20 protein-coding genes, 3 tRNA genes and 1 pseudogene are annotated in these 17,661 nt (G+C 68.7%); 19 read left to right on the forward strand and 5 right to left on the reverse strand.

Annotated elements, in window-relative coordinates; genetic code table 11:
* Positions 1-539: 539 nt before the first annotated feature.
* Positions 540-623, forward strand: a pseudogene (locus OHT57_RS29970) (IS5/IS1182 family transposase); the annotation flags it as partial.
* A gap of 83 nt (positions 624-706) precedes the next feature.
* Here the strand turns inward: OHT57_RS29970 and OHT57_RS29975 are convergent.
* Positions 707-1,510 carry an NAD(P)H-binding protein gene (locus OHT57_RS29975; RefSeq protein WP_328749667.1) on the reverse strand — a complete coding sequence of 268 codons (804 nt, stop codon included), beginning with the start codon at positions 1,508-1,510 and terminating at the stop codon, positions 707-709.
* Positions 1,511-1,826: 316 nt separating this feature from the next.
* Here OHT57_RS29975 and OHT57_RS29980 point away from each other — a divergent pair, with 316 nt between their 5' ends.
* Entirely contained in the window at positions 1,827-2,150 is a 324-nt protein-coding gene (locus OHT57_RS29980; RefSeq protein WP_328749668.1) for a hypothetical protein, read from the forward strand.
* 364 nt (positions 2,151-2,514) lie between these two features.
* Positions 2,515-2,727, forward strand: coding sequence for a hypothetical protein (locus OHT57_RS29985; protein ID WP_328749669.1), 213 nt, complete (start codon positions 2,515-2,517; stop codon positions 2,725-2,727).
* Between the two features lie 354 nt (positions 2,728-3,081).
* On the opposite strand, the gene OHT57_RS29990 is transcribed toward OHT57_RS29985, so the two are convergent.
* Together OHT57_RS29990 and OHT57_RS29995 are read right to left on the reverse strand one after the other, a co-directional pair.
* On the reverse strand, positions 3,082-3,738 hold the full coding sequence (locus OHT57_RS29990) for an NAD(P)H-binding protein (protein WP_328749670.1): 657 nt from the start codon (positions 3,736-3,738) through the stop codon (positions 3,082-3,084).
* Positions 3,739-3,911: 173 nt separating this feature from the next.
* Positions 3,912-5,198: an amidohydrolase family protein gene (locus OHT57_RS29995; protein WP_328749671.1), complete on the reverse strand. Its 1,287-nt coding sequence runs from the start codon at positions 5,196-5,198 to the stop codon at positions 3,912-3,914.
* 257 nt (positions 5,199-5,455) lie between these two features.
* On the opposite strand from OHT57_RS29995, the gene OHT57_RS30000 reads away from it, so the two are divergent.
* The 6 genes from OHT57_RS30000 (at position 5,456) to OHT57_RS30025 (ending at position 8,167) form a co-directional block, all read left to right on the forward strand.
* Positions 5,456-5,528: transfer RNA gene (locus OHT57_RS30000), tRNA-Thr, on the forward strand.
* 46 nt (positions 5,529-5,574) lie between these two features.
* Positions 5,575-5,647 (forward strand) — tRNA-Met (locus OHT57_RS30005).
* An 88-nt stretch (positions 5,648-5,735) separates the two neighbouring features.
* Entirely contained in the window at positions 5,736-5,900 is a 165-nt protein-coding gene (gene rpmG / locus OHT57_RS30010) for a 50S ribosomal protein L33 (protein WP_046706212.1), read from the forward strand.
* Positions 5,901-6,002: 102 nt separating this feature from the next.
* A complete protein-coding gene (locus tag OHT57_RS30015; RefSeq protein ID WP_328749672.1) occupies positions 6,003-6,455 on the forward strand; it encodes a MaoC family dehydratase N-terminal domain-containing protein in 453 nt (150 codons plus the stop codon).
* Positions 6,456-6,463: 8 nt separating this feature from the next.
* Positions 6,464-6,892: a MaoC family dehydratase gene (locus OHT57_RS30020; protein WP_328749673.1), complete on the forward strand. Its 429-nt coding sequence runs from the start codon at positions 6,464-6,466 to the stop codon at positions 6,890-6,892.
* Positions 6,893-7,111: 219 nt separating this feature from the next.
* A complete protein-coding gene (locus OHT57_RS30025; RefSeq protein WP_328749674.1) occupies positions 7,112-8,167 on the forward strand; it encodes a UDP-N-acetylmuramate dehydrogenase in 1,056 nt (351 codons plus the stop codon).
* A 16-nt stretch (positions 8,168-8,183) separates the two neighbouring features.
* Here the strand turns inward: OHT57_RS30025 and OHT57_RS30030 are convergent, their stop codons facing one another.
* Both OHT57_RS30030 and OHT57_RS30035 read right to left on the reverse strand, forming a co-directional pair.
* Positions 8,184-9,257, reverse strand: coding sequence for an adenosine deaminase (locus OHT57_RS30030; RefSeq protein ID WP_328749675.1), 1,074 nt, complete (start codon positions 9,255-9,257; stop codon positions 8,184-8,186).
* A 119-nt stretch (positions 9,258-9,376) separates the two neighbouring features.
* Positions 9,377-10,603 (reverse strand): pyridoxal phosphate-dependent aminotransferase, encoded by a 1,227-nt coding sequence (locus OHT57_RS30035; RefSeq protein WP_328749676.1) that lies wholly within the window; start codon positions 10,601-10,603, stop codon positions 9,377-9,379.
* 248 nt (positions 10,604-10,851) lie between these two features.
* On the opposite strand from OHT57_RS30035, the gene OHT57_RS30040 reads away from it, so the two are divergent.
* From OHT57_RS30040 to rplL, 10 genes are all read left to right on the forward strand, one after another.
* A tRNA-Trp gene (locus OHT57_RS30040) sits at positions 10,852-10,924 on the forward strand.
* Between the two features lie 108 nt (positions 10,925-11,032).
* The gene (secE, locus tag OHT57_RS30045; protein ID WP_328749677.1) at positions 11,033-11,317 is read left to right on the forward strand and encodes a preprotein translocase subunit SecE; all 285 of its coding nucleotides are present in this window, start codon (positions 11,033-11,035) and stop codon (positions 11,315-11,317) included.
* An 80-nt stretch (positions 11,318-11,397) separates the two neighbouring features.
* Positions 11,398-12,300 (forward strand): transcription termination/antitermination protein NusG, encoded by a 903-nt coding sequence (gene nusG, locus OHT57_RS30050; protein ID WP_328749678.1) that lies wholly within the window; start codon positions 11,398-11,400, stop codon positions 12,298-12,300.
* A gap of 44 nt (positions 12,301-12,344) precedes the next feature.
* A complete protein-coding gene (locus OHT57_RS30055) occupies positions 12,345-12,806 on the forward strand; it encodes a hypothetical protein (RefSeq protein ID WP_328749679.1) in 462 nt (153 codons plus the stop codon).
* Between the two features lie 132 nt (positions 12,807-12,938).
* On the forward strand, positions 12,939-13,373 hold the full coding sequence (gene rplK / locus OHT57_RS30060) for a 50S ribosomal protein L11 (RefSeq protein WP_006383482.1): 435 nt from the start codon (positions 12,939-12,941) through the stop codon (positions 13,371-13,373).
* A 76-nt stretch (positions 13,374-13,449) separates the two neighbouring features.
* Entirely contained in the window at positions 13,450-14,175 is a 726-nt protein-coding gene (gene rplA, locus OHT57_RS30065) for a 50S ribosomal protein L1 (RefSeq protein WP_328749680.1), read from the forward strand.
* A gap of 113 nt (positions 14,176-14,288) precedes the next feature.
* A complete protein-coding gene (locus tag OHT57_RS30070; RefSeq protein WP_328749681.1) occupies positions 14,289-15,140 on the forward strand; it encodes an LppX_LprAFG lipoprotein in 852 nt (283 codons plus the stop codon).
* 90 nt (positions 15,141-15,230) lie between these two features.
* Positions 15,231-16,088, forward strand: a complete 858-nt coding sequence (locus OHT57_RS30075; protein WP_328749682.1) for an LppX_LprAFG lipoprotein — start codon at positions 15,231-15,233, stop codon at positions 16,086-16,088.
* A gap of 288 nt (positions 16,089-16,376) precedes the next feature.
* On the forward strand, positions 16,377-16,907 hold the full coding sequence (rplJ, locus tag OHT57_RS30080; protein WP_328749683.1) for a 50S ribosomal protein L10: 531 nt from the start codon (positions 16,377-16,379) through the stop codon (positions 16,905-16,907).
* A 126-nt stretch (positions 16,908-17,033) separates the two neighbouring features.
* Complete coding sequence (rplL, locus tag OHT57_RS30085) at positions 17,034-17,414, forward strand: 50S ribosomal protein L7/L12 (RefSeq protein WP_328749684.1); 381 nt, start codon at positions 17,034-17,036, stop codon at positions 17,412-17,414.
* Positions 17,415-17,661 lie beyond the last annotated feature (247 nt).

The raw sequence follows: 17,661 nt of genomic DNA on the forward strand, positions 1-17,661 counted from the left end.
TAGCGGGGTGCTCGCAACCCCTGGAATCCCAAGATCAGGACGAGACGTGGACGGGATCTGGCTTCCAGCTACCTGAAGGGCATGAAACGCCAGGTCAGATGGCATGTAGTCGCGCGATCTTGGGGGGACTGTAAATCTGCCGGCTCAGCCTACCCAGGTTCGAACCCTGGCGCCGCCACGCTGAGAGAAAGACCCCCTATGAACTGCGGAAACGCAGCGCGTAGGGGGTCTCTTCGTGTACTGGAAACTTTGATGCTTGGTGTGTCTCACCCGGTGGTGGCCCGGCGGGCCAGGGCGCCGCGTTCGTTCTCTTCCCGCAAAGCGGAGCGCATGGTCGCCGTACCGGCGACGGCGTGGTGCGCATCCAGAGATCCAGCAGGAGAAGTCGATCATGCAGAGCCTGCACAGCGTGATGACGAGCAGCACGGCCAGTGAGCCGGTGGTCAAGCACGATCGCGATCATGGTGGCTGCAAGGAGGCTCACGCAGTCCAGCCCGTAGGCGATCAGTGGCCCGAGCACTCGATCTGAAAGCCAAGTCATCCCGCTGGGCCGCGTCCTGGCCGGAGCGAACTGCCACGACTCGCCGCTGCTCGCCCCGCCCTTGGACCTCCTAGACGGTGTTCTCACTAGCTTCGATGAAGCACCAAAGGAGAACGGGCTGTATCCCTGAACTACCTGAGCCTGGCGGCTGTCTGGGGCGGTCGGTTACGGCATTGCCGCGAATGCCTCCCGATGGTCCCGTGCCCACTGCTCGAACGTGCCCGCCGGTCGTCCGAGCGCCCGCGGCACGTGGTCGGTGGCATAGGCCGCACCGCCGGCGCGCGCCCAGCCGATGCCAGTGACCATCCCGGCCGGCAACTGGTCGAGCGCAATCGTGTCGGTGATCTTGACCGGCCGTTCCAGCACGCTTTCCAGGATCGCCGCCTGGTCCGCGAACGTCAGCAGCTCCGGCCCGGTCAGGTCGTACCGCTGCCCGTCGTGCGCATCGCTGGTCATGGCGGCGACGGCGACCGCAGCCACGTCCCTCGGGTCGACGATGGCCTGCAGGGAGTCGCCGGCCAGGTTCGGGATCGGCTCTCCGGCCTGGAGAAGCGCCCGGTACCACAAGACGTTCGAGGCGAAGCTCGGCGGACGGAGCATCGTCCACATGAGCCCGCTGGCCTCGATCGCCTCCTCCGCGGCGAGGTGCCACGCGCCGACGGTCGCCCCGTCGAACCGCTCGCCGCTGCCGATGGCGGACAGCTTGACGATCTTACGGACGCCTGCCGCCCGCGCGGCCGTGACCAGGGCGATGTCATGGTCTGCGGTCGGCACGGGGGGCACGGTGACGAGGAAGACCGTGTCGACGTCGGCCACAGCGTGCGCCAGCGACGCCGGGTCGTCGAAGTCGGCCCGCACCCCGCCGGGCCGCTCGCGGCGGGACATCGCCCGGAACGGTACGCCCCGCTCGGTGAGCAGACGGACGACGCGACTGCCGATGGTGCCGGTGGCACCGGTAACAAGGATCATGTCCCGACCATGACAGTGCTCTCACACCGCGTGATAGGAAGTTTCGGCACTGTCGTGGACCGCGTGAGTTCTCTCATCGTGCCGCCTGGCCGTATGCGTTGAGTGGCCGGGATCGATACTCCTACGGCGGGTGCTTCAGCGGCGGTCTATGCGCCCGATCACGCCACCACACTTCTCCTGCGCACTGGCAAGCGCGAGCTGATCGTCATGGGCCCCCGCACCCGGGCCGCATATCACGTCGCCGCGCCCGGCCACTCGTGCGTGCGGGTTCGTATGCGGCCGGGTCGTGCCCAAGCGCTGCTCGGACGTCCGCCGAATGATCTCACCGACCGTGCCCTGCCGTTCCGCGAACTACCGTGCCCTGCCACTCCGCGAACTACCGGGCCTGGACGTCGACCAACTCGCCGCCGACCCGCTCACCGCTCTCGAAAAAGCGTTGGCTGACCGCCCGGAGCCGTCGGAGCGGATCGAAGAGGCGGCGCGTCTGCTGGTCGCCACCACTGTCACCGCGACCGCGGCCCGGCTGCACATCAGTGAGCGTCACCTGCACGCCCTGTTCACCGAGGCCACCAGCTTGTCCCCCAAGCACTTCGCACGCATCGACCGCGTTCGCACCGTGCTCGCGGCCGACGCGGGCTGATGGGCGGCCATCGCCGCGGCGGCCGGCTACTACGACCAGTCCCACATGACAGCCCAGTTCCGCCACTTCATGGGTGTCCCACCGGCAGCGTCCACCGCGGGTCGGCGCCCCGCCGCGACTTTGTGCGCTGCCTGAGTTCCAGGACACGGCACAAAGACACAGGTCTCCCGATGATCACAGAGCGCCGCTGCTCCATGATCACCAGACCCTGTGCCTCTTCTTCTCCCGCGATGCCCCATCGCGCCTGTCTGCGCGACTTCTAAGTAAGTGCGTTCGGATTATGTGAGGCCACGGCGAAGGGGGAGTGCGTGGCACCCGTCGATCCGGACGTAAGAATTCCGCCCGCCCGGGGCACACTGACTGCATGTCAAGTCGCCGCAGGCTCTGCCCCGAATGCCGTCGCGAGATCGCGGTGGTCGCCGGCCGCTTCGCCCGGCACGACCCGCCAGGGGCACGCGAGAAAGGTCAGCTGATCTCGTGCCCGGGTTCCCGCAGGCAGGCGGAACTCGCAGCGGTGCAGCCGTCGTTGGACGGGTACGCAGTCCCCGTCGTACCCGGCCAGCTCCCCCTGTTCTGACACCGCCGTGTCCGGCGCCTACGACGTCCTGCCTCACCGGACGCCCCCGCACAGCGCTGACCCTCCAGCTGCCAGCCCTCGCGTGTTTCCCGTCTCCCCAGCCGACCGCCCGCCCGACGCGCCGCTCACTCCGAACCCGCCCGGCCGTACGAGGAGGAAGTCGCCGTCGCGAACTGTCGTGCTCAGTAGGCCCAATACCGCCTGACAGTCGTACAACCGACCCTGCCCAGCACGCCCAGCACGCCCAGCACGCCCAGCACGCCCAGCACGCCCAGCACGTTCGGCAAGTCCGCGGCAGGCGCCGACCCGCCGCAACAGGGCCGCCCACGCGGGAGGCCCTTCCGACGGCAGCCGTCAGTTGCCTGCCACCGATTTCACCGCCACCGACACCGGCGTGGACCCGCCGATCAGCTCCAGCGACAGCCCGGCGGTCGCGGGCGTGTCCAGCAACTCCGCGAGTACGGTGGCCACGTCGTCGCGCGGGATCGAGCCCCGGCCGGTGCGCGCCTCCAGGCGTACGAGGCCCTTGCCGGGGTCGTTCGTGAGCGCGCCGGGGCGCAGGATCGTGCAGTCCAGGGCGTCCAGGCCGCTCACGTAGGCGTCGGCCTCGCCCTTGGCGCGCAGGTATGCGTCGAAGATCTCGTCGCCCTGGTGGTGCGGGTCCGCGCCCATGGACGACACGATCACGAAGCGCCGCACACCCGCCTGGACCGCCGCGTCCGCGAACAGCACCGCCGCGGCCTTGTCCACCGTCTCCTTGCGGGCCACGTCGCTGCCCGGCCCCGCGCCCGCCGCGAAGACGGCCGCGTCCGCGCCCCGCAGAGAGTCCGCGACCTCCTCGACCGAGGCCGACTCCAGGTCCAGCAGCACCGGTTCGGCACCGGCGTCCCGCAGATCGTCGCCCTGTTCCGCGCGGCGGACGATGCCCGCCCCCTCGTCCCCGCGCGCGGCGAGCAACCGCTCCAGCCGCAGCGCGATCTGACCATGACCACCAGCGATGACAATGCGCATGTCTTCGACCGTACGCCCGAACAGCCACAACCGCCGCATGGCCTCCGGCCGGGGTCGCCGGGCCGGTACGGGCCGTTGGGGGAGCCGGCCGCGCGACGCCCCGTCCGTCTGAACAGTCGCAGACACCCCCACTGAAACACCCCGGCCCCCACGAACATCGCCCCCTACGGAACCTACGGAACCTCTCCCCGCCCCTGCCGCGGCAGCCCCGCCTCCGCGGTCGTTGCCGTGGCCGAGTTGCAGTACTCCCGTACCGCGCTCGTCCGGGCCACCACACGCCCCCGGTGCACCACGATCCGGCTGTAGGCGAGGGAGAGCGCGCCGGCCAGGCGGTCGCCGCGCACCGCGAGCAACTCGGCCGGAAAGCCCGCCTCCACGCGGACTTCGGGCAGCCCGAGGACGGCCCGGGCGGACGTGCTCACCGCGTCGTAGGCGTCCTCGGGGCGCAGTGCGTACCGGGAGGCGAGGAGGTATGCGGCCTCCAACGGGTCGCCGCGCCCCACCGGGTTGGACACGTCCCGCAGCGCTCCGCTGCCGGCCGCCACCTGGACGCCGGCCGCGCGCAGCAGCCGTACCGGAGCCGTGCCCCGCCGGTCGACGCCCCCGCAGCCGCCCTGTGGCAGACACACCACCGCGACCCCGGCCGCCGCGAGGTGATCCGCGGTCCGGGACACCACCTCGGCGGGCAGCTGGTCGAGCCCGGCACAGGGGCCCAGGGTCACGCCGGGGCGCAGCCCGCCGGCCATGGCGGCGAAGCGGGCCAGCCGGGCCGGGTCGGTGGCGTCGGTGTGCAGGTCGACGGGGCAGCCGTGCTCGGAGGCCACCTCCAGAACGGCCTCCGCGTAGCCCGTCGGATCGGGGTCGAGATCCGGACAGCCACCGACCGCGGAGGCACCCATCTTCAGCGCGTCCCGCAGCATTGCGAGCCCCTCCGCCCCGGCCACCCCGGTCAGCACGCGCGGCATCGCCACGGCCGTCAACTCGGTGAGCCCGCGCAGCGAACGCCGTGCCTGGAGTACGGCGGCCAGTGCGCCCAGCCCCTGGACGTCGCCCACACGCACATGTGCCCTCAGCGCGGTCGCCCCGTGCCCGAGCTGGAGCAGAGCGGCCTCGGTGGCCCGGCGTTGGACGTCGTGGGGGTCGTTGGAGACCGGTCCCTCGGCGTCGGCCGACAGCGCTGTGTCGCTGTGGGCGTGCGGCTCGGCCGGGGCAGGCAGGAGCAGGTAGCCGCCGAGATCCACTCGCGCCCCACGCGCGTGCGTGCCGCCCACGGCCAGACTCCCCGCCGTACCGACCGCCTCGATCCGCCCGCCACCCAGCCGTACGTCCACGGTCCGGCCGTCCATGAGACGCGCCCCGCACAACAGGAGACCGGACCCCTCGGACCTGCCCGAGGACGCGGCACCGGGCGAGGAGGAGGACGACGAGGAGTGGTGCGGCTGCGGCCGGCTGTCAGACATCGCGCTCCAGGGGCTCGGGGGCTGCGCGAGCTCGGGACCGCCGGAACCGCGCAAGGGACGCAAGATCACGCAGAGTGAGTCGAGCCTAGGACGGTGATCCACCCGTCACGGGGAGGAGCGCAATAGTCGTACCGGTGCGGTCCGGCGTGCGGGAGGGGCCGTTGAGGCCGCCGAGAAGGCCGTGGATCAAGGCGTGCGGGGCGCCGCGAAACGGATTTGGGTGAACGGCGGCGGAGCGTGTAATGTCTTCATCGCTCGCCCCAATAGCTCAGTCGGTAGAGCGTCTCCATGGTAAGGAGAAGGTCTACGGTTCGATTCCGTATTGGGGCTCTGGTGTGAGAGGTTCCCGTCGCAAGGCGGGAACCGATCGCATCACAGCGGTGTAGCTCAGTCGGTAGAGCAAGCGGCTCATAATCGCTGTGTCACCGGTTCAAGTCCGGTCACCGCTACTGACAGTAGCCGATTGCGGGGTCGGTCCTTCGATCGGCTACTCTTGTATGCGTTCAACGTCCCATCCGTTCGTCAAGGAGCACTCCTGTGGCTGCCACCGACGTCCGCCCGAAGATCACGCTGGCCTGCGTGGAGTGCAAGGAGCGGAACTACATCACCAAGAAGAACCGGCGTAACAACCCGGATCGAATGGAGATGAAGAAGCACTGCCCGCGTTGCAAGGCGCACACCGCGCACCGCGAAACGCGATAAATCAGGCTCGTACACGAGGCCGTCCCCGAGAGATCGGGGGCGGCCTCGCGTCGTTGAGCGATCCGATACCGGTCAGTAGAGCAACCAGGAGGTGCCTAGCCCATGGCGCTCGACCAGTCCCTCGTGGGGCGGACCTACCCGCCCACCGCCCCCTACGAGGTGGGCCGGGAGAAGATCCGTGAGTTCGCCGAGGCGGTCGGGGACACCAACCCCGCGTACACGGACCCGGAGGCCGCCAAGGCGCTCGGTCACCCCGACGTCGTCGCCCCGCCGACCTTCGTGTTCTCGATCACCTTCAGGGCCGCGGGACAGGTCGTCCAGGACCCGCAACTCGGTCTGGACTACAGCCGGGTCGTGCACGGCGACCAGAAGTTCTCCTACGTCCGCCCGGTGCGCGCCGGTGACCGGCTGACCGTCACCTCCACCATCCAGGCCATCAAGTCCATGGCCGGCAACGACATCCTGGACATCCGCGGCGAGGTCCACGACGAGTCCGGCGAGCATGTCGTGACCGCCTGGACGAAGCTCGTCGCCCGCGCGGCAGAGGGGGCGTGAGGAAGCAGATGACCGCGAAGATCTCCTACTCCGACGTCGAGGTCGGCACCGAGCTGCCCGCCCGGACCTTTCCCGTGACCCGCGCCGGCCTCGTCCAGTACGCGGGCGCCTCCGGGGACTTCAACCCCATCCACTGGAACGAGAAGTTCGCCAAGGAGGTCGGACTGCCGGACGTCATCGCGCACGGCATGTTCACCATGGCCGAGGCGATCCGCGTGGTCACCGACTGGACCGGCGACCCGGGCGCGGTCGTCGAGTACGGCGTGCGCTTCACCAAGCCCGTCGTCGTCCCGAACGACGACCAGGGCGCCACGATCGAGGTCAGTGCCAAGGTCGCGGCCAAGCTGGACGACAACACGGTCCGCGTGGACCTCACGGCGACCAGTGCGGGGCAGAAGGTGCTGGGGATGTCGCGGGCCGTCGTACGACTGGCCTGACGAAGGACGAATGACGAGCGGGTCCGGCGGCTCAGGTGAGCCGGTCCGGTCGCTGCGGTAAGGGGTGCCCTCCATGGTGGGGCGCCCCTTACGGCGTTGTGGCCCCCTGCCTGCGGCAACGAATGGCGGCAGTGGGGTGTTCCGGCAGGAGTTCCAGTCACGCGCACACCCCGACCCGGGGCGCACCCGCGGGCGCCGCCGAACCGTAGGCTGTACCGCGTGCAGGAACGACACGACGCCCCCCTCGCCCCGCTGACCACCTTCCGCCTGGGCGGCCCCGCCACCCGCCTCGTGACCGCGACGACCGACGCCGAGGTGATCGAGGCCGTCCGCGAGGCCGACGCCGCCGGCACCCCGCTTCTGGTCATCGGCGGCGGGTCCAACCTCGTCATCGGCGACAAGGGATTCGAGGGCACCGCGCTCGTCATCGGCACCGAGGGCCACGAACTCACCGGCACCCGCCTGACGCTCGCCGCCGGCGAAGTGTGGACCGACGCCGTCGCCCGCACCGTGGAAGCCGGACTCGCCGGAATCGAGTGCCTCGCCGGCATCCCCGGCTCCGCGGGCGCGACCCCCATCCAGAACGTCGGCGCCTACGGCCAGGAGGTGTCCTCCCGCATCACCGAGGTCATCGCCTATGACCGCCACAGCGGCGAAACCGTCACCCTCACCAACGACGAGTGCGCCTTCTCCTACCGGCACAGCCGCTTCAAGGAGGACCCCGACCGCTACGTCGTCCTGCGCGTCCTCTTCGACCTCGAGGACGCCGGTGGCCTCTCCGCGCCCGTCAAGTACGCGGAGACCGCCCGCGCCCTGGGCGTGGAACCCGGCGACCGCGTCCCGCTCGCCGAAGCCCGCGAAACCGTACTGAAGTTGCGCGCCGGCAAGGGCATGGTCCTGGACCCCGACGACCACGACACCTGGTCGGCAGGCTCCTTCTTCACCAACCCGATCCTCACCCACACCCAGTTCGCGGAGTTTCACGCGCGCGTGAAGCACCACCTCGGCGAAGACGCCGTACCGCCCGCCTACCCCGCGGGCGACGGCCACACCAAGACCTCCGCGGCCTGGCTCATCGACAAGGCAGGCTTCACCAAGGGCTACGGCACCGGCCCCGCCCGCATCTCCACCAAGCACACCCTCGCCCTCACCAACCGGGGCGACGCCACCACCGAGGACCTCCTCACACTGGCCCGGGAGGTCGTGGCAGGCGTACGGGACACCTTCGGGATCACCCTGGTCAACGAGCCGGTGACGGTGGGCGTGCGCCTGTAGCCGACGGCGGAACGCCTCAGGAGGCCGGACCGCTGAGCCAGTCGTCCACTCCGGACAGCAGCTTGGTCTTCATGTCCTCCGGTGCCGCCGAAGCCCGTACCGACTGCCGGGCCAGTTCCGCGAGCTCCGCGTCCGAGAAGCCGTGATACTGCCGGGCGATGTCGTACTGCGCGGCCAGCCGGGACCCGAACAGCAGCGGGTCGTCCGCGCCCAGCGCCATCGGCACCCCCGCCTCGAACAGCGTCCGCAGCGGCACGTCCTCCGGCTTCTCGTACACGCCGAGGGCCACGTTCGACGCCGGACACACCTCGCACGTCACCCCGCGGTCCGCCAGCCGCTTCAGCAGCCGCGGGTTCTCGGCCGCCCGCACGCCGTGACCGATCCGGCTCGCGTCCAGGTCGTCGAGACAGTCCCGGACCGACGACGGCCCCGCCAGCTCACCGCCGTGCGGCACCGACAGCAGCCCGCCCTCACGCGCGATGTTGAAGGCCCGGTCGAAGTCCCGTGCCATGCCCCGACGTTCGTCGTTCGACAGCCCGAACCCGACCACGCCCTTGTCCGCGTACCGCACCGCGAGCCGGGCCAGTGTGCGCGCGTCCAGCGGATGCTTCATCCGGTTCGCGGCGACCAGCACCCGCATCCCGAGCCCGGTCTCGCGCGAGGTCGTCTCGACCGCGTCCAGGATGATCTCCAGCGCCGGGATCAGCCCGCCGAGCCGAGGGGCGTACGACGTCGGGTCGACCTGGATCTCCAGCCACCCCGAACCGTCGCGGACATCCTCCTCCGCGGCCTCCCGCACCAGCCGCCGGATGTCGTCGGGCTCCCTGAGACACGAGCGGGCCGCGTCGTACAGCCGCTGGAAACGGAACCAGCCCCGCTCGTCCGTGGCCCGCAGTTTCGGCGGTTCCCCGCTGGTCAGTGCTTCGGTCAGCGCCTCGGGCAGCCGCACCCCGTACTTGTCGGCCAGCTCCAGGACGGTGGCGGGCCGCATCGAACCGGTGAAGTGCAGGTGCAGATGGGCCTTCGGCAGCTCAGAGACATCACGTACACGTGGGGGGTTCGGGGGGTTCCCCCCTGAAGAGCTCAGCATTCCAGGATCCTGCCGTACGTCAGCGCCGTCCCGGTACCGCTTTCCCCTTTAGTGGTCTTGCTCGCACAAAAAAAGGGGCACCCCCTCACGGACGGGGTGCCCCTTTTCTCACGGAGACGTCAGTCCCGCGCCTCCGCCAGCAGCTTCTGGATCCGCGAGACACCCTCGACGAGATCCTCGTCACCGAGCGCGTACGAGAGCCGCAGATAGCCGGGCGTGCCGAAGGCCTCACCCGGGACGACCGCGACCTCGGACTCCTCCAGGATCAGCGCGGCCAGCTCGACCGTGTCCTGCGGGCGCTTGCCGCGGATCTCCTTGCCGAGCAGGGCCTTGACCGACGGGTAGGCGTAGAAGGCGCCCTCGGGCTCCGGGCAGAGCACGCCGTCGATCTCGTTGAGCATCCGCACGATCGTCTTGCGACGGCGGTCGAAGGCCGTACGCATCTCCGCCACCGCGTCGAGGTTGCCGGAGACCGCGGCGAGGGCCGCGACCTGGGCGACGTTCGACACGTTGGACGTGGCGTGCGACTGGAGGTTGGTCGCGGCCTTGACGACGTCCTTCGGACCGATGATCCAGCCCACCCGCCAGCCCGTCATGGCGTACGTCTTCGCGACGCCGTTGACGACGATGCACCTGTCGCGCAGCTCGGGCAGGAGCGCGGGCAGCGAGGTGAACTTCGCGTCGCCGTAGACGAGGTGCTCGTAGATCTCGTCGGTCAGCACCCACAGGCCGTGCTCGACGGCCCAGCGGCCGATCGCCTCGGCCTCGGCCTCGCTGTAGACGGCGCCGGTCGGGTTGGAGGGGGAGACGAAGAGGACGACCTTGGTGTTCTCCGTGCGGGCCGCCTCCAGCTGCTCCACGGTGACGCGGTAGCCGGTGGTCTCGTCCGCGACGACGTCGACCGGGACACCGCCGGCGAGACGGATGGACTCCGGGTACGTCGTCCAGTACGGCGCCGGGACGATGACCTCGTCGCCCGGGTCGAGGATCGCGGCGAAGGCCTCGTAGATCGCCTGCTTTCCGCCGTTGGTCACCAGGATCTGAGTCGTGTCGACCTCGTAGCCGGAGTCGCGCAGCGTCTTCGCGGCGATCGCGGACTTCAGCTCGGGCAGACCGCCGGCCGGGGTATAGCGGTGGTACTTCGGGTTCGAGCAGGCCTCGATCGCGGCCTGGACGATGTAGTCCGGGGTCGGGAAGTCCGGCTCACCGGCGCCGAAGCCGATCACCGGCCGTCCGGCGGCCTTGAGGGCCTTGGCCTTGGCGTCCACGGCGAGGGTGGCGGACTCGGAGATCGCGCCGACTCGGGCGGAGACCCGGCGCGCGGTGGGAGGGGTTGCAGCGCTCATGGGGCCCATCGTTCCAGACCGGAAACCTGCCCGGCACGCGGGTTTCACGGACTGAACAATGACTGAACAACCGTCCGGATTCGTCCCGCACGCTGGGCGATCTTGCGTCCCCAAGGCCCTTACGGGCGCTTTCTGTTCGACGAGGGCCCGTGGACCACGTACACTCTCACCTCGTTGGCCTTCAGCCGCCGCCCCAACCGGTGCACACCGAGCACCCGGTCGGATGCGGTACGTTGGGGGACGCACAAAGGGTCGTAGCTCAATTGGTAGAGCACCGGTCTCCAAAACCGGCGGTTGGGGGTTCAAGTCCCTCCGGCCCTGCTACACACACCATCGCCAGGATGTGTGCGCATGTACGTACAGCAATGCACCGCCGTGCGGCTCCAACCGGGCGCGGCACGGCCACGACCCGGGAACAGGTGAGGACGAATGGCGGACGCCGTGGGCTCCATTGATACGCCTGATGCCCAGGATGAGGCGCCGGAGTCCAAGAAGACCCGTAAGGGCGGCAAGCGGGCCAAGAAGGGCCCGCTGAAGCGCCTCGCGCTCTTCTACCGGCAGATCGTCGCAGAACTCCGCAAGGTCGTCTGGCCGTCGCGGAACCAGCTGTCGACGTATACGACCGTGGTGATCGTCTTCGTCCTCGTCATGATCGGTCTGGTGACCGTGATTGACTATGGGCTCAACCACGCCGCCAAGTACGTATTCGGCTGAGCACAGAGCGAAGGGCGCCGAGGTTACCGGCGCCCCTTTTCGCATGTTCCACCCCAAGTATCCAGGAAGAAGCAGCCACCGTGTCTGACCAGAACCTGAACGACGCCGTCGAGCCGGACGAGACCGTGTCCGTGGAGGACGAGCTCGACATCGTCGAGGGCGCGGACGAGGACCTGGACGAGGTCGAGGCTGCCGATGCCGAGGCCGGCGAGCCCGCCGAGGAAGCCGCCATGCACGCCGAGGACGAGTCCGAGGAAGAGTCCGGCGGTGACGTCGAGTTCGCCGAGGAAGAGTCCGGCGGTGACGTCGAGGCCGCCGAGTCCGTCGAGGACGAAGAAGAGGCCGAGGAAGAGCCGGCCGAGCCGGTCGACCCCGTCGCCGCGCTGCGCGAGGAACTGCGCACCCTGCCCGGCGAGTGGTACGTCATCCACACCTACGCCGGTTACGAGAACCGCGTGAAGACCAACCTCGAACAGCGTGCCGTCTCGCTGAACGTCGAGGACTTCATCTTCCAGGCCGAGGTGCCGCAGGAAGAAGTCGCGCAGATCAAGAACGGCGAGCGCAAGACCGTCCGCCAGAACAAGCTCCCCGGCTATGTCCTGGTGCGCATGGACCTGACCAACGAGTCCTGGGGTGTCGTCCGCAACACCCCCGGCGTCACCGGCTTCGTGGGCAACGCCTACGACCCGTACCCGCTGACCCTGGACGAGATCGTCAAGATGCTCGCCCCGGAGGCCGAGGAGAAGGCAGCCCGCGAGGCCGCCGAGGCCGAGGGCAAGCCGGTCCCGCAGCGCAAGCTCGAGGTCCAGGTCCTGGACTTCGAGGTCGGCGACTCGGTCACCGTCACCGACGGCCCCTTCGCCACCCTCCAGGCCACGATCAACGAGATCAACGCCGACTCCAAGAAGGTCAAGGGTCTCGTCGAGATCTTCGGCCGCGAGACTCCGGTCGAGCTGTCCTTCGACCAGATCCAGAAGAACTGAGCGGCTTGACCGACTTAGACAGAACCGACGAAGGCGCCCCTCCGGTGGAAACCGGCAAGGGGCGTCTTCGCCGTTCCCGGGTACCGGCTCTGCTCCTGCTGCTGGCGGCCGTCCTCTCGCTTCCGGCGATCCTGGTGGGGATCAACCAGTGGAACCGGGTGTCGGAGGTCCAGGGCGGGGCCCGCGCGGTCGGCACGTTCCACTCGGAGGGCTCCAACTGCTTCCGGCACCGCTGCTGGGTCGACTTCGAGATCGACGGCAGACGCGTGGAGGCCGACCTGCCGGCCCTCACCAGCTCCCGGAACAACAAGGTCCCGCGGGACGGCAAGCCGATCGTCATCCGTTATCTGGCCTCGGACCCGACGACGGTCGCCGAGGAGGATGGCTACGGCTTCGTGGTCGCCACCGTCTTCCTGCTCGGGATCCCGACGCTTGCGCTGCTGCTCGCCGGCGTGCTTCGGCTGGTCTTCGGGCCGCCCCGGCGGGACCCGGCTCCGCAGGGCTGACCTGCCGATTTCATGTCCTGGGCCGCAGCGGCTATCGTGGTGCGGTATGCCATTTGCTGGATGAATCATCCAATTGACACATCCGATTGAGGCAGATGGCACTCGACCTCTCACTATGGACCCGGAGAGAGCATGCCTCCCAAGAAGAAGAAGGTCACGGGGCTTATCAAGCTCCAGATCAACGCCGGCGCGGCGAACCCGGCCCCGCCGGTCGGCCCCGCGCTCGGCCAGCACGGCGTCAACATCATGGAGTTCTGCAAGGCCTACAACGCCGCGACCGAGTCGCAGCGTGGCTGGGTGATCCCGGTGGAGATCACGGTCTATGAGGACCGCTCCTTCACCTTCATCACCAAGACGCCGCCGGCCGCGAAGATGATCCTCAAGGCCGCTGGTGTCGAGAAGGGCTCGGGCGAGCCGCACAAGACCAAGGTCGCCAAGATCACCCAGGCGCAGGTCCGCGAGATCGCCACGACCAAGCTCCCCGACCTGAACGCCAATGACCTGGACGCCGCGTCCAAGATCATTGCTGGCACCGCCCGTTCCATGGGCATCACGGTCGAGGGCTGAGCCCAACTCCCGCAGAAGAAGTGGCAGGGCCTGCTCGGCCCACACCACGACTCCTCAGAACACACAAGGAGCAGTAGTGAGCAAGCGCAGCAAGTCTCTCCGCGCTGCGGACGCCAAGATCGACCGGGAAAAGTTCTATGCCCCGCTCGAGGCCGTCCGTCTCGCCAAGGAGACCTCCACGAGCAAGTTCGACGGCACCGTCGAGGTCGCCTTCCGCCTGGGTGTCGACCCGCGTAAGGCGGACCAGATGGTCCGTGGCACCGTGAACCTCCCGCACGGCACCGGTAAGACCGCCCGGGTCCTGGTCTTCGCGACCGGTGACCGTGCCGAGGCCGCACTCGCCGCGGGCGCCGACATCGTCGGTTCCGACGAGCTCATCGACGAGGTGGCGAAGGGCCGTCTGGACTTCGACGCCGTCGTCGCCACCCCGGACCTCATGGGCAAGGTCGGCCGCCTCGGCCGCGTGCTCGGTCCCCGTGGTCTCATGCCGAACCCCAAGACCGGCACCGTCACCCCCGATGTCACCAAGGCTGTCAACGACATCAAGGGCGGCAAGATCGAGTTCCGCGTCGACAAGCACTCGAACCTGCACTTCATCATCGGCAAGACGTCGTTCGACGACGTCAAGCTGGTGGAGAACTACGCCGCGGCGCTGGAGGAGATCCTCCGTCTGAAGCCGTCGGCCGCCAAGGGGCGCTACATCAAGAAGGCCGCTCTCAGCACCACGATCGGCCCCGGCATCCCGCTCGACTCCAACCGCACCCGCAACCTCCTCGTCGAGGAGGACCCGGCCGCGGTCTGAGACACCGGCAGGTTCCCGGGCCCCGCACCTTTCGAGGTGCGGGGCCCGTTCGCGTGTGCGGGACATGCGCTCTGGGTTAGCGTGCGAGCAGGGCACCAGCACCGGGGGGACGTATGAAGAGGACGACGGTCTGGGTCATGAGGGCCGCCGTACTGACGGGACTGTCCGTCTGCACCACCGCCTGCACCTCCTCCGGCTCCTCCGACGCGCCCGACGAGACGCACACGGCCTCGGCGCCCGCGTCCCTCCCCGCCCTGCACATCGCCGAGCGCTCCACCGAGCGGGCCGACACGGCCCGGGTGCGATCCGGCACCGTGATGGGCAGCCAGCTCTCCCTCACCGCCGACGGCGTCCTCGCCTGGCGGGACGGCCTCTCCGGCGCCCTCACCATCCGCTACACCGGCGGCACCGCGGCCGAGACGATGCGGAGTCTCGGCGTCACCTCCATGGAGGCCCGCTACCTCTCCGACGCCTACTACGCGCGCATGGGCGACGTCTTCGCCGCGAAAGCAGGCGGCAAGCACTGGCTCAAATACGCCTACGACGACCTGAAGTCCCTCGGCGGCGGAGCCGACCTCGCCGACCAGATGCGCTCCACCACCCCCAACCAGTCGGTGAGACTGCTGCTGGACTCGAAGGACGTGCGCGAGGTCGGCGAGGAGAGGGTGGACGGCCAGACCGCCACGCACTACTCCGGCACCGTGCGGGTCGAGGACGTCACCGACACCGAACTCCAGCAGCGGCTCCGGGCCGCCGATGTCACCGCCGAGACCGTCGACATCTGGATCAACGAGAAGAACCTGCTGGTCAAGAAGGTCGAGAAGACCAGCACGGCGAACGGCAGGGTGACCCAGACCGCCCATTACAGCGACTACGGCGTGAAGGTCGCCGTACAGAAGCCGCCGGCGGCCGACACCACGGACTTCAAGACACTCCTGTCACAGCCGAGCACCAACTCCACCTGAGCCCCACGGAATTCGCAGGCCCCCCTCCGCCCCCTCGGATAGGCTCACGCTCTTGCTGTGAATCGACCATGTGTTCCTTGGGGGGAATCAATGAGTACTTCTGTACGACGTTCCGTACGCCGTCGGACGATCGGCGCGGGGCTCGCCGCCGTGGCCCTCGCCGCGGGTGCGGTCAGCTGTTCCAAGGGGGGCGAGGAGTCGCCGAAGATGACGCCCGCGGCAGCGGTCGCCAAGGCGGCGAAGAACACGGAGGACATCACCTCCTTCCGCTACCGCATGAAGGGCAAGGTGCCCGAGCAGGGGCGGGTCGAGGCCGAGGCCTCCATGCGGATCAAGCCCAGCGTCGCGATGTCCATGAAGATGACCGTGCCCGACCAGGGCACCAAGGGCACCATGGAGATCCGGCTCGTCGACAAGGCCATGTACATCGGCGGCAACGCCGACCTGGCCAAGGAGATGGACGGCAAGACCTGGATCAAGTTCGACATGTCCGCGCTGGGCGACAAGAACCTCGGCGCCACCACACCCGGCGCCGGCCAGGCCGACCAGAACCCGGCCACCGAGTCCACGTTCCTCACCGGCGCCAAGAACGTGAAGAAGGTCGGCACCGAGACCGTCGACGGCGTCAAGACGACCCACTACTCGGGCACCGTCACCGTCGCCGACCTCAAGGCCTCCTTCAAGGACGAGGCCAAGGCCGTCCGTGAGGCGCGCGAGAAGAGCCTCCAGCAGTACGAGAAGCTGGGCGTCGACAAGCTCGCCATGGACATGTGGGTCGACGGCGAGAACCACACCAAGCAGTTCCGGATGCAGGGCGCTGCCGACAAGGGCCCGCTCGACATGACCGTCACCTTCCTCGACTACAACAAGCCGGTCAGCGTCACGGCCCCGCCGGCCAAGGACACCGCCGACCTGGCCGAGATGATGAAGGGACTCCAGGACGGCTGAGCGTCGTAGGACCGGATTTGCTTGACAGGGATCCGGTCACGTACGCTCCTACAGAAGCCAAAGACCGCTGGTCGTTGCCGTGTTCTCACTAGAGGGTGCGGTGGCCGAAGGATCCGCTGAATACTGCGGACGACCCGCGTAGGTGTCTGTGGAAGTCGCTCCTGGAGTCCACTGCCTCACGGCAGGTGTTTTCCGGTTGAGTTACGCCCCGTGCGCCTGCGCCGGGGCGTTTCGTTTGTTCAGCCCCTTCTGAGCGGTCCTCATCACCCGGAAGGAGGCCGACGCTCTATGGCAAGGCCCGACAAGGCTGCCGCGGTAGCCGAGCTGACGGAGCAGTTCCGCAGCTCGAACGCCGCCGTGCTGACCGAGTACCGGGGTCTCACCGTGGCGCAGCTCAAGACGCTGCGTCGTTCGCTCGGTGAGAACGCCCAGTACGCCGTGGTGAAGAACACGCTGACCAAGATTGCGGCCAACGAGGCCGGGATCACGACGCTCGACGACCTGTTCAACGGTCCGACGGCGGTCGCCTTCGTCACCGGTGACCCGGTGGAGTCGGCGAAGGGTCTTCGTGACTTCGCCAAGGACAACCCGAACCTCGTCATCAAGGGCGGTGTCCTTGACGGTAAGGCGCTGTCCGCCGACGAGTTCAAGAAGCTTGCGGACCTCGAGTCCCGCGAGGTTCTGCTCTCCAAGCTGGCGGGTGCCTTCAAGGGCAAGCAGACTCAGGCTGCTCAGGTCTTCCAGGCGCTCCCGTCGAAGCTCGTCCGCACTGTGGAAGCGCTTCGTGCCAAGCAGGACGAGCAGGGCGGTGCCGAGTAATTCGGCTCGCGAAATGACCGCCGCCTGAGGCATCCCGCCTGAGGCAGAGGTCGTAGCGGGCCGAACGTACGCCCGCCACACATGTACATACCGGCACCAGCCGAATTAGTGGAAGGATCGCCCCTCATGGCGAAGCTCAGCCAGGAAGACCTGCTCGCGCAGTTCGAAGAGATGACCCTCATCGAGCTCTCCGAGTTCGTCAAGGCGTTCGAGGACAAGTTCGACGTCACCGCCGCCGCTGCGGTCGCCGCCGCCCCCGCCGGCCCGGCCGCCGCCGCCGAGGTTGCCGAGGAGCAGGACGAGTTCGACGTCATCCTCACCGGCGCCGGCGAGAAGAAGATCCAGGTCATCAAGGTCGTGCGCGAGCTGACCTCCCTGGGCCTCAAGGAGGCCAAGGACCTCGTGGACGGCGCTCCGAAGCCGGTCCTCGAGAAGGTCGCCAAGGAGGCCGCCGAGAAGGCTGCCGAGTCCCTCAAGGCCGCCGGCGCGTCCGTCGAGGTCAAGTAAGACCTCTCGCGGGCCTCATTCGGCCTGTAACGCGTAAGCACCGAAGAGCGATCATCCATCTGGGTGGTCGCTCTTCGGCGTTCCTGGAGGCGCGGTCACGGTTACCGTGCCGCCTTGAGGGCGAGGGGTATGGTGATCTTCGTCGTGTCTCCCGGAACCCCAGGTTCGGGCAGGGGGGCCTTGACGAACCGCACGCAGCGCGCAATTCTCAGGACGCGTCGCCAGAACGGTCCGAATCCGAGGCATG

The sequence above is a fragment of the Streptomyces sp. NBC_00285 genome, assembly GCF_036174265.1.
Lineage (GTDB): Bacteria > Actinomycetota > Actinomycetes > Streptomycetales > Streptomycetaceae > Streptomyces.

Bases quoted from the DNA above. Each gene is read 5' to 3' on its own strand.
- OHT57_RS30015 (WP_328749672.1), top strand. From the start codon at position 6,003: ATGGCGCTCGACCAGTCCCTCGTGGGGCGGACCTACCCGCCCACCGCC.
- OHT57_RS30020 (WP_328749673.1), top strand. From the start codon at position 6,464: ATGACCGCGAAGATCTCCTACTCCGACGTCGAGGTCGGCACCGAGCTG.
- rplJ (WP_328749683.1), top strand. From the start codon at position 16,377: ATGGCAAGGCCCGACAAGGCTGCCGCGGTAGCCGAGCTGACGGAGCAG.
- secE (WP_328749677.1), top strand. From the start codon at position 11,033: ATGGCGGACGCCGTGGGCTCCATTGATACGCCTGATGCCCAGGATGAG.
- OHT57_RS30070 (WP_328749681.1), top strand. From the start codon at position 14,289: ATGAAGAGGACGACGGTCTGGGTCATGAGGGCCGCCGTACTGACGGGA.
- OHT57_RS30035 (WP_328749676.1), bottom strand. From the start codon at position 10,603: ATGAGCGCTGCAACCCCTCCCACCGCGCGCCGGGTCTCCGCCCGAGTC.
- OHT57_RS30030 (WP_328749675.1), bottom strand. From the start codon at position 9,257: ATGCTGAGCTCTTCAGGGGGGAACCCCCCGAACCCCCCACGTGTACGT.
- OHT57_RS29990 (WP_328749670.1), bottom strand. From the start codon at position 3,738: ATGCGCATTGTCATCGCTGGTGGTCATGGTCAGATCGCGCTGCGGCTG.
- OHT57_RS29975 (WP_328749667.1), bottom strand. From the start codon at position 1,510: ATGATCCTTGTTACCGGTGCCACCGGCACCATCGGCAGTCGCGTCGTC.
- OHT57_RS29985 (WP_328749669.1), top strand. From the start codon at position 2,515: ATGTCAAGTCGCCGCAGGCTCTGCCCCGAATGCCGTCGCGAGATCGCG.
- OHT57_RS29995 (WP_328749671.1), bottom strand. From the start codon at position 5,198: ATGTCTGACAGCCGGCCGCAGCCGCACCACTCCTCGTCGTCCTCCTCC.
- rplK (WP_006383482.1), top strand. From the start codon at position 12,939: ATGCCTCCCAAGAAGAAGAAGGTCACGGGGCTTATCAAGCTCCAGATC.
- OHT57_RS29980 (WP_328749668.1), top strand. From the start codon at position 1,827: ATGATCTCACCGACCGTGCCCTGCCGTTCCGCGAACTACCGTGCCCTG.
- rplL (WP_328749684.1), top strand. From the start codon at position 17,034: ATGGCGAAGCTCAGCCAGGAAGACCTGCTCGCGCAGTTCGAAGAGATG.
- OHT57_RS30075 (WP_328749682.1), top strand. From the start codon at position 15,231: ATGAGTACTTCTGTACGACGTTCCGTACGCCGTCGGACGATCGGCGCG.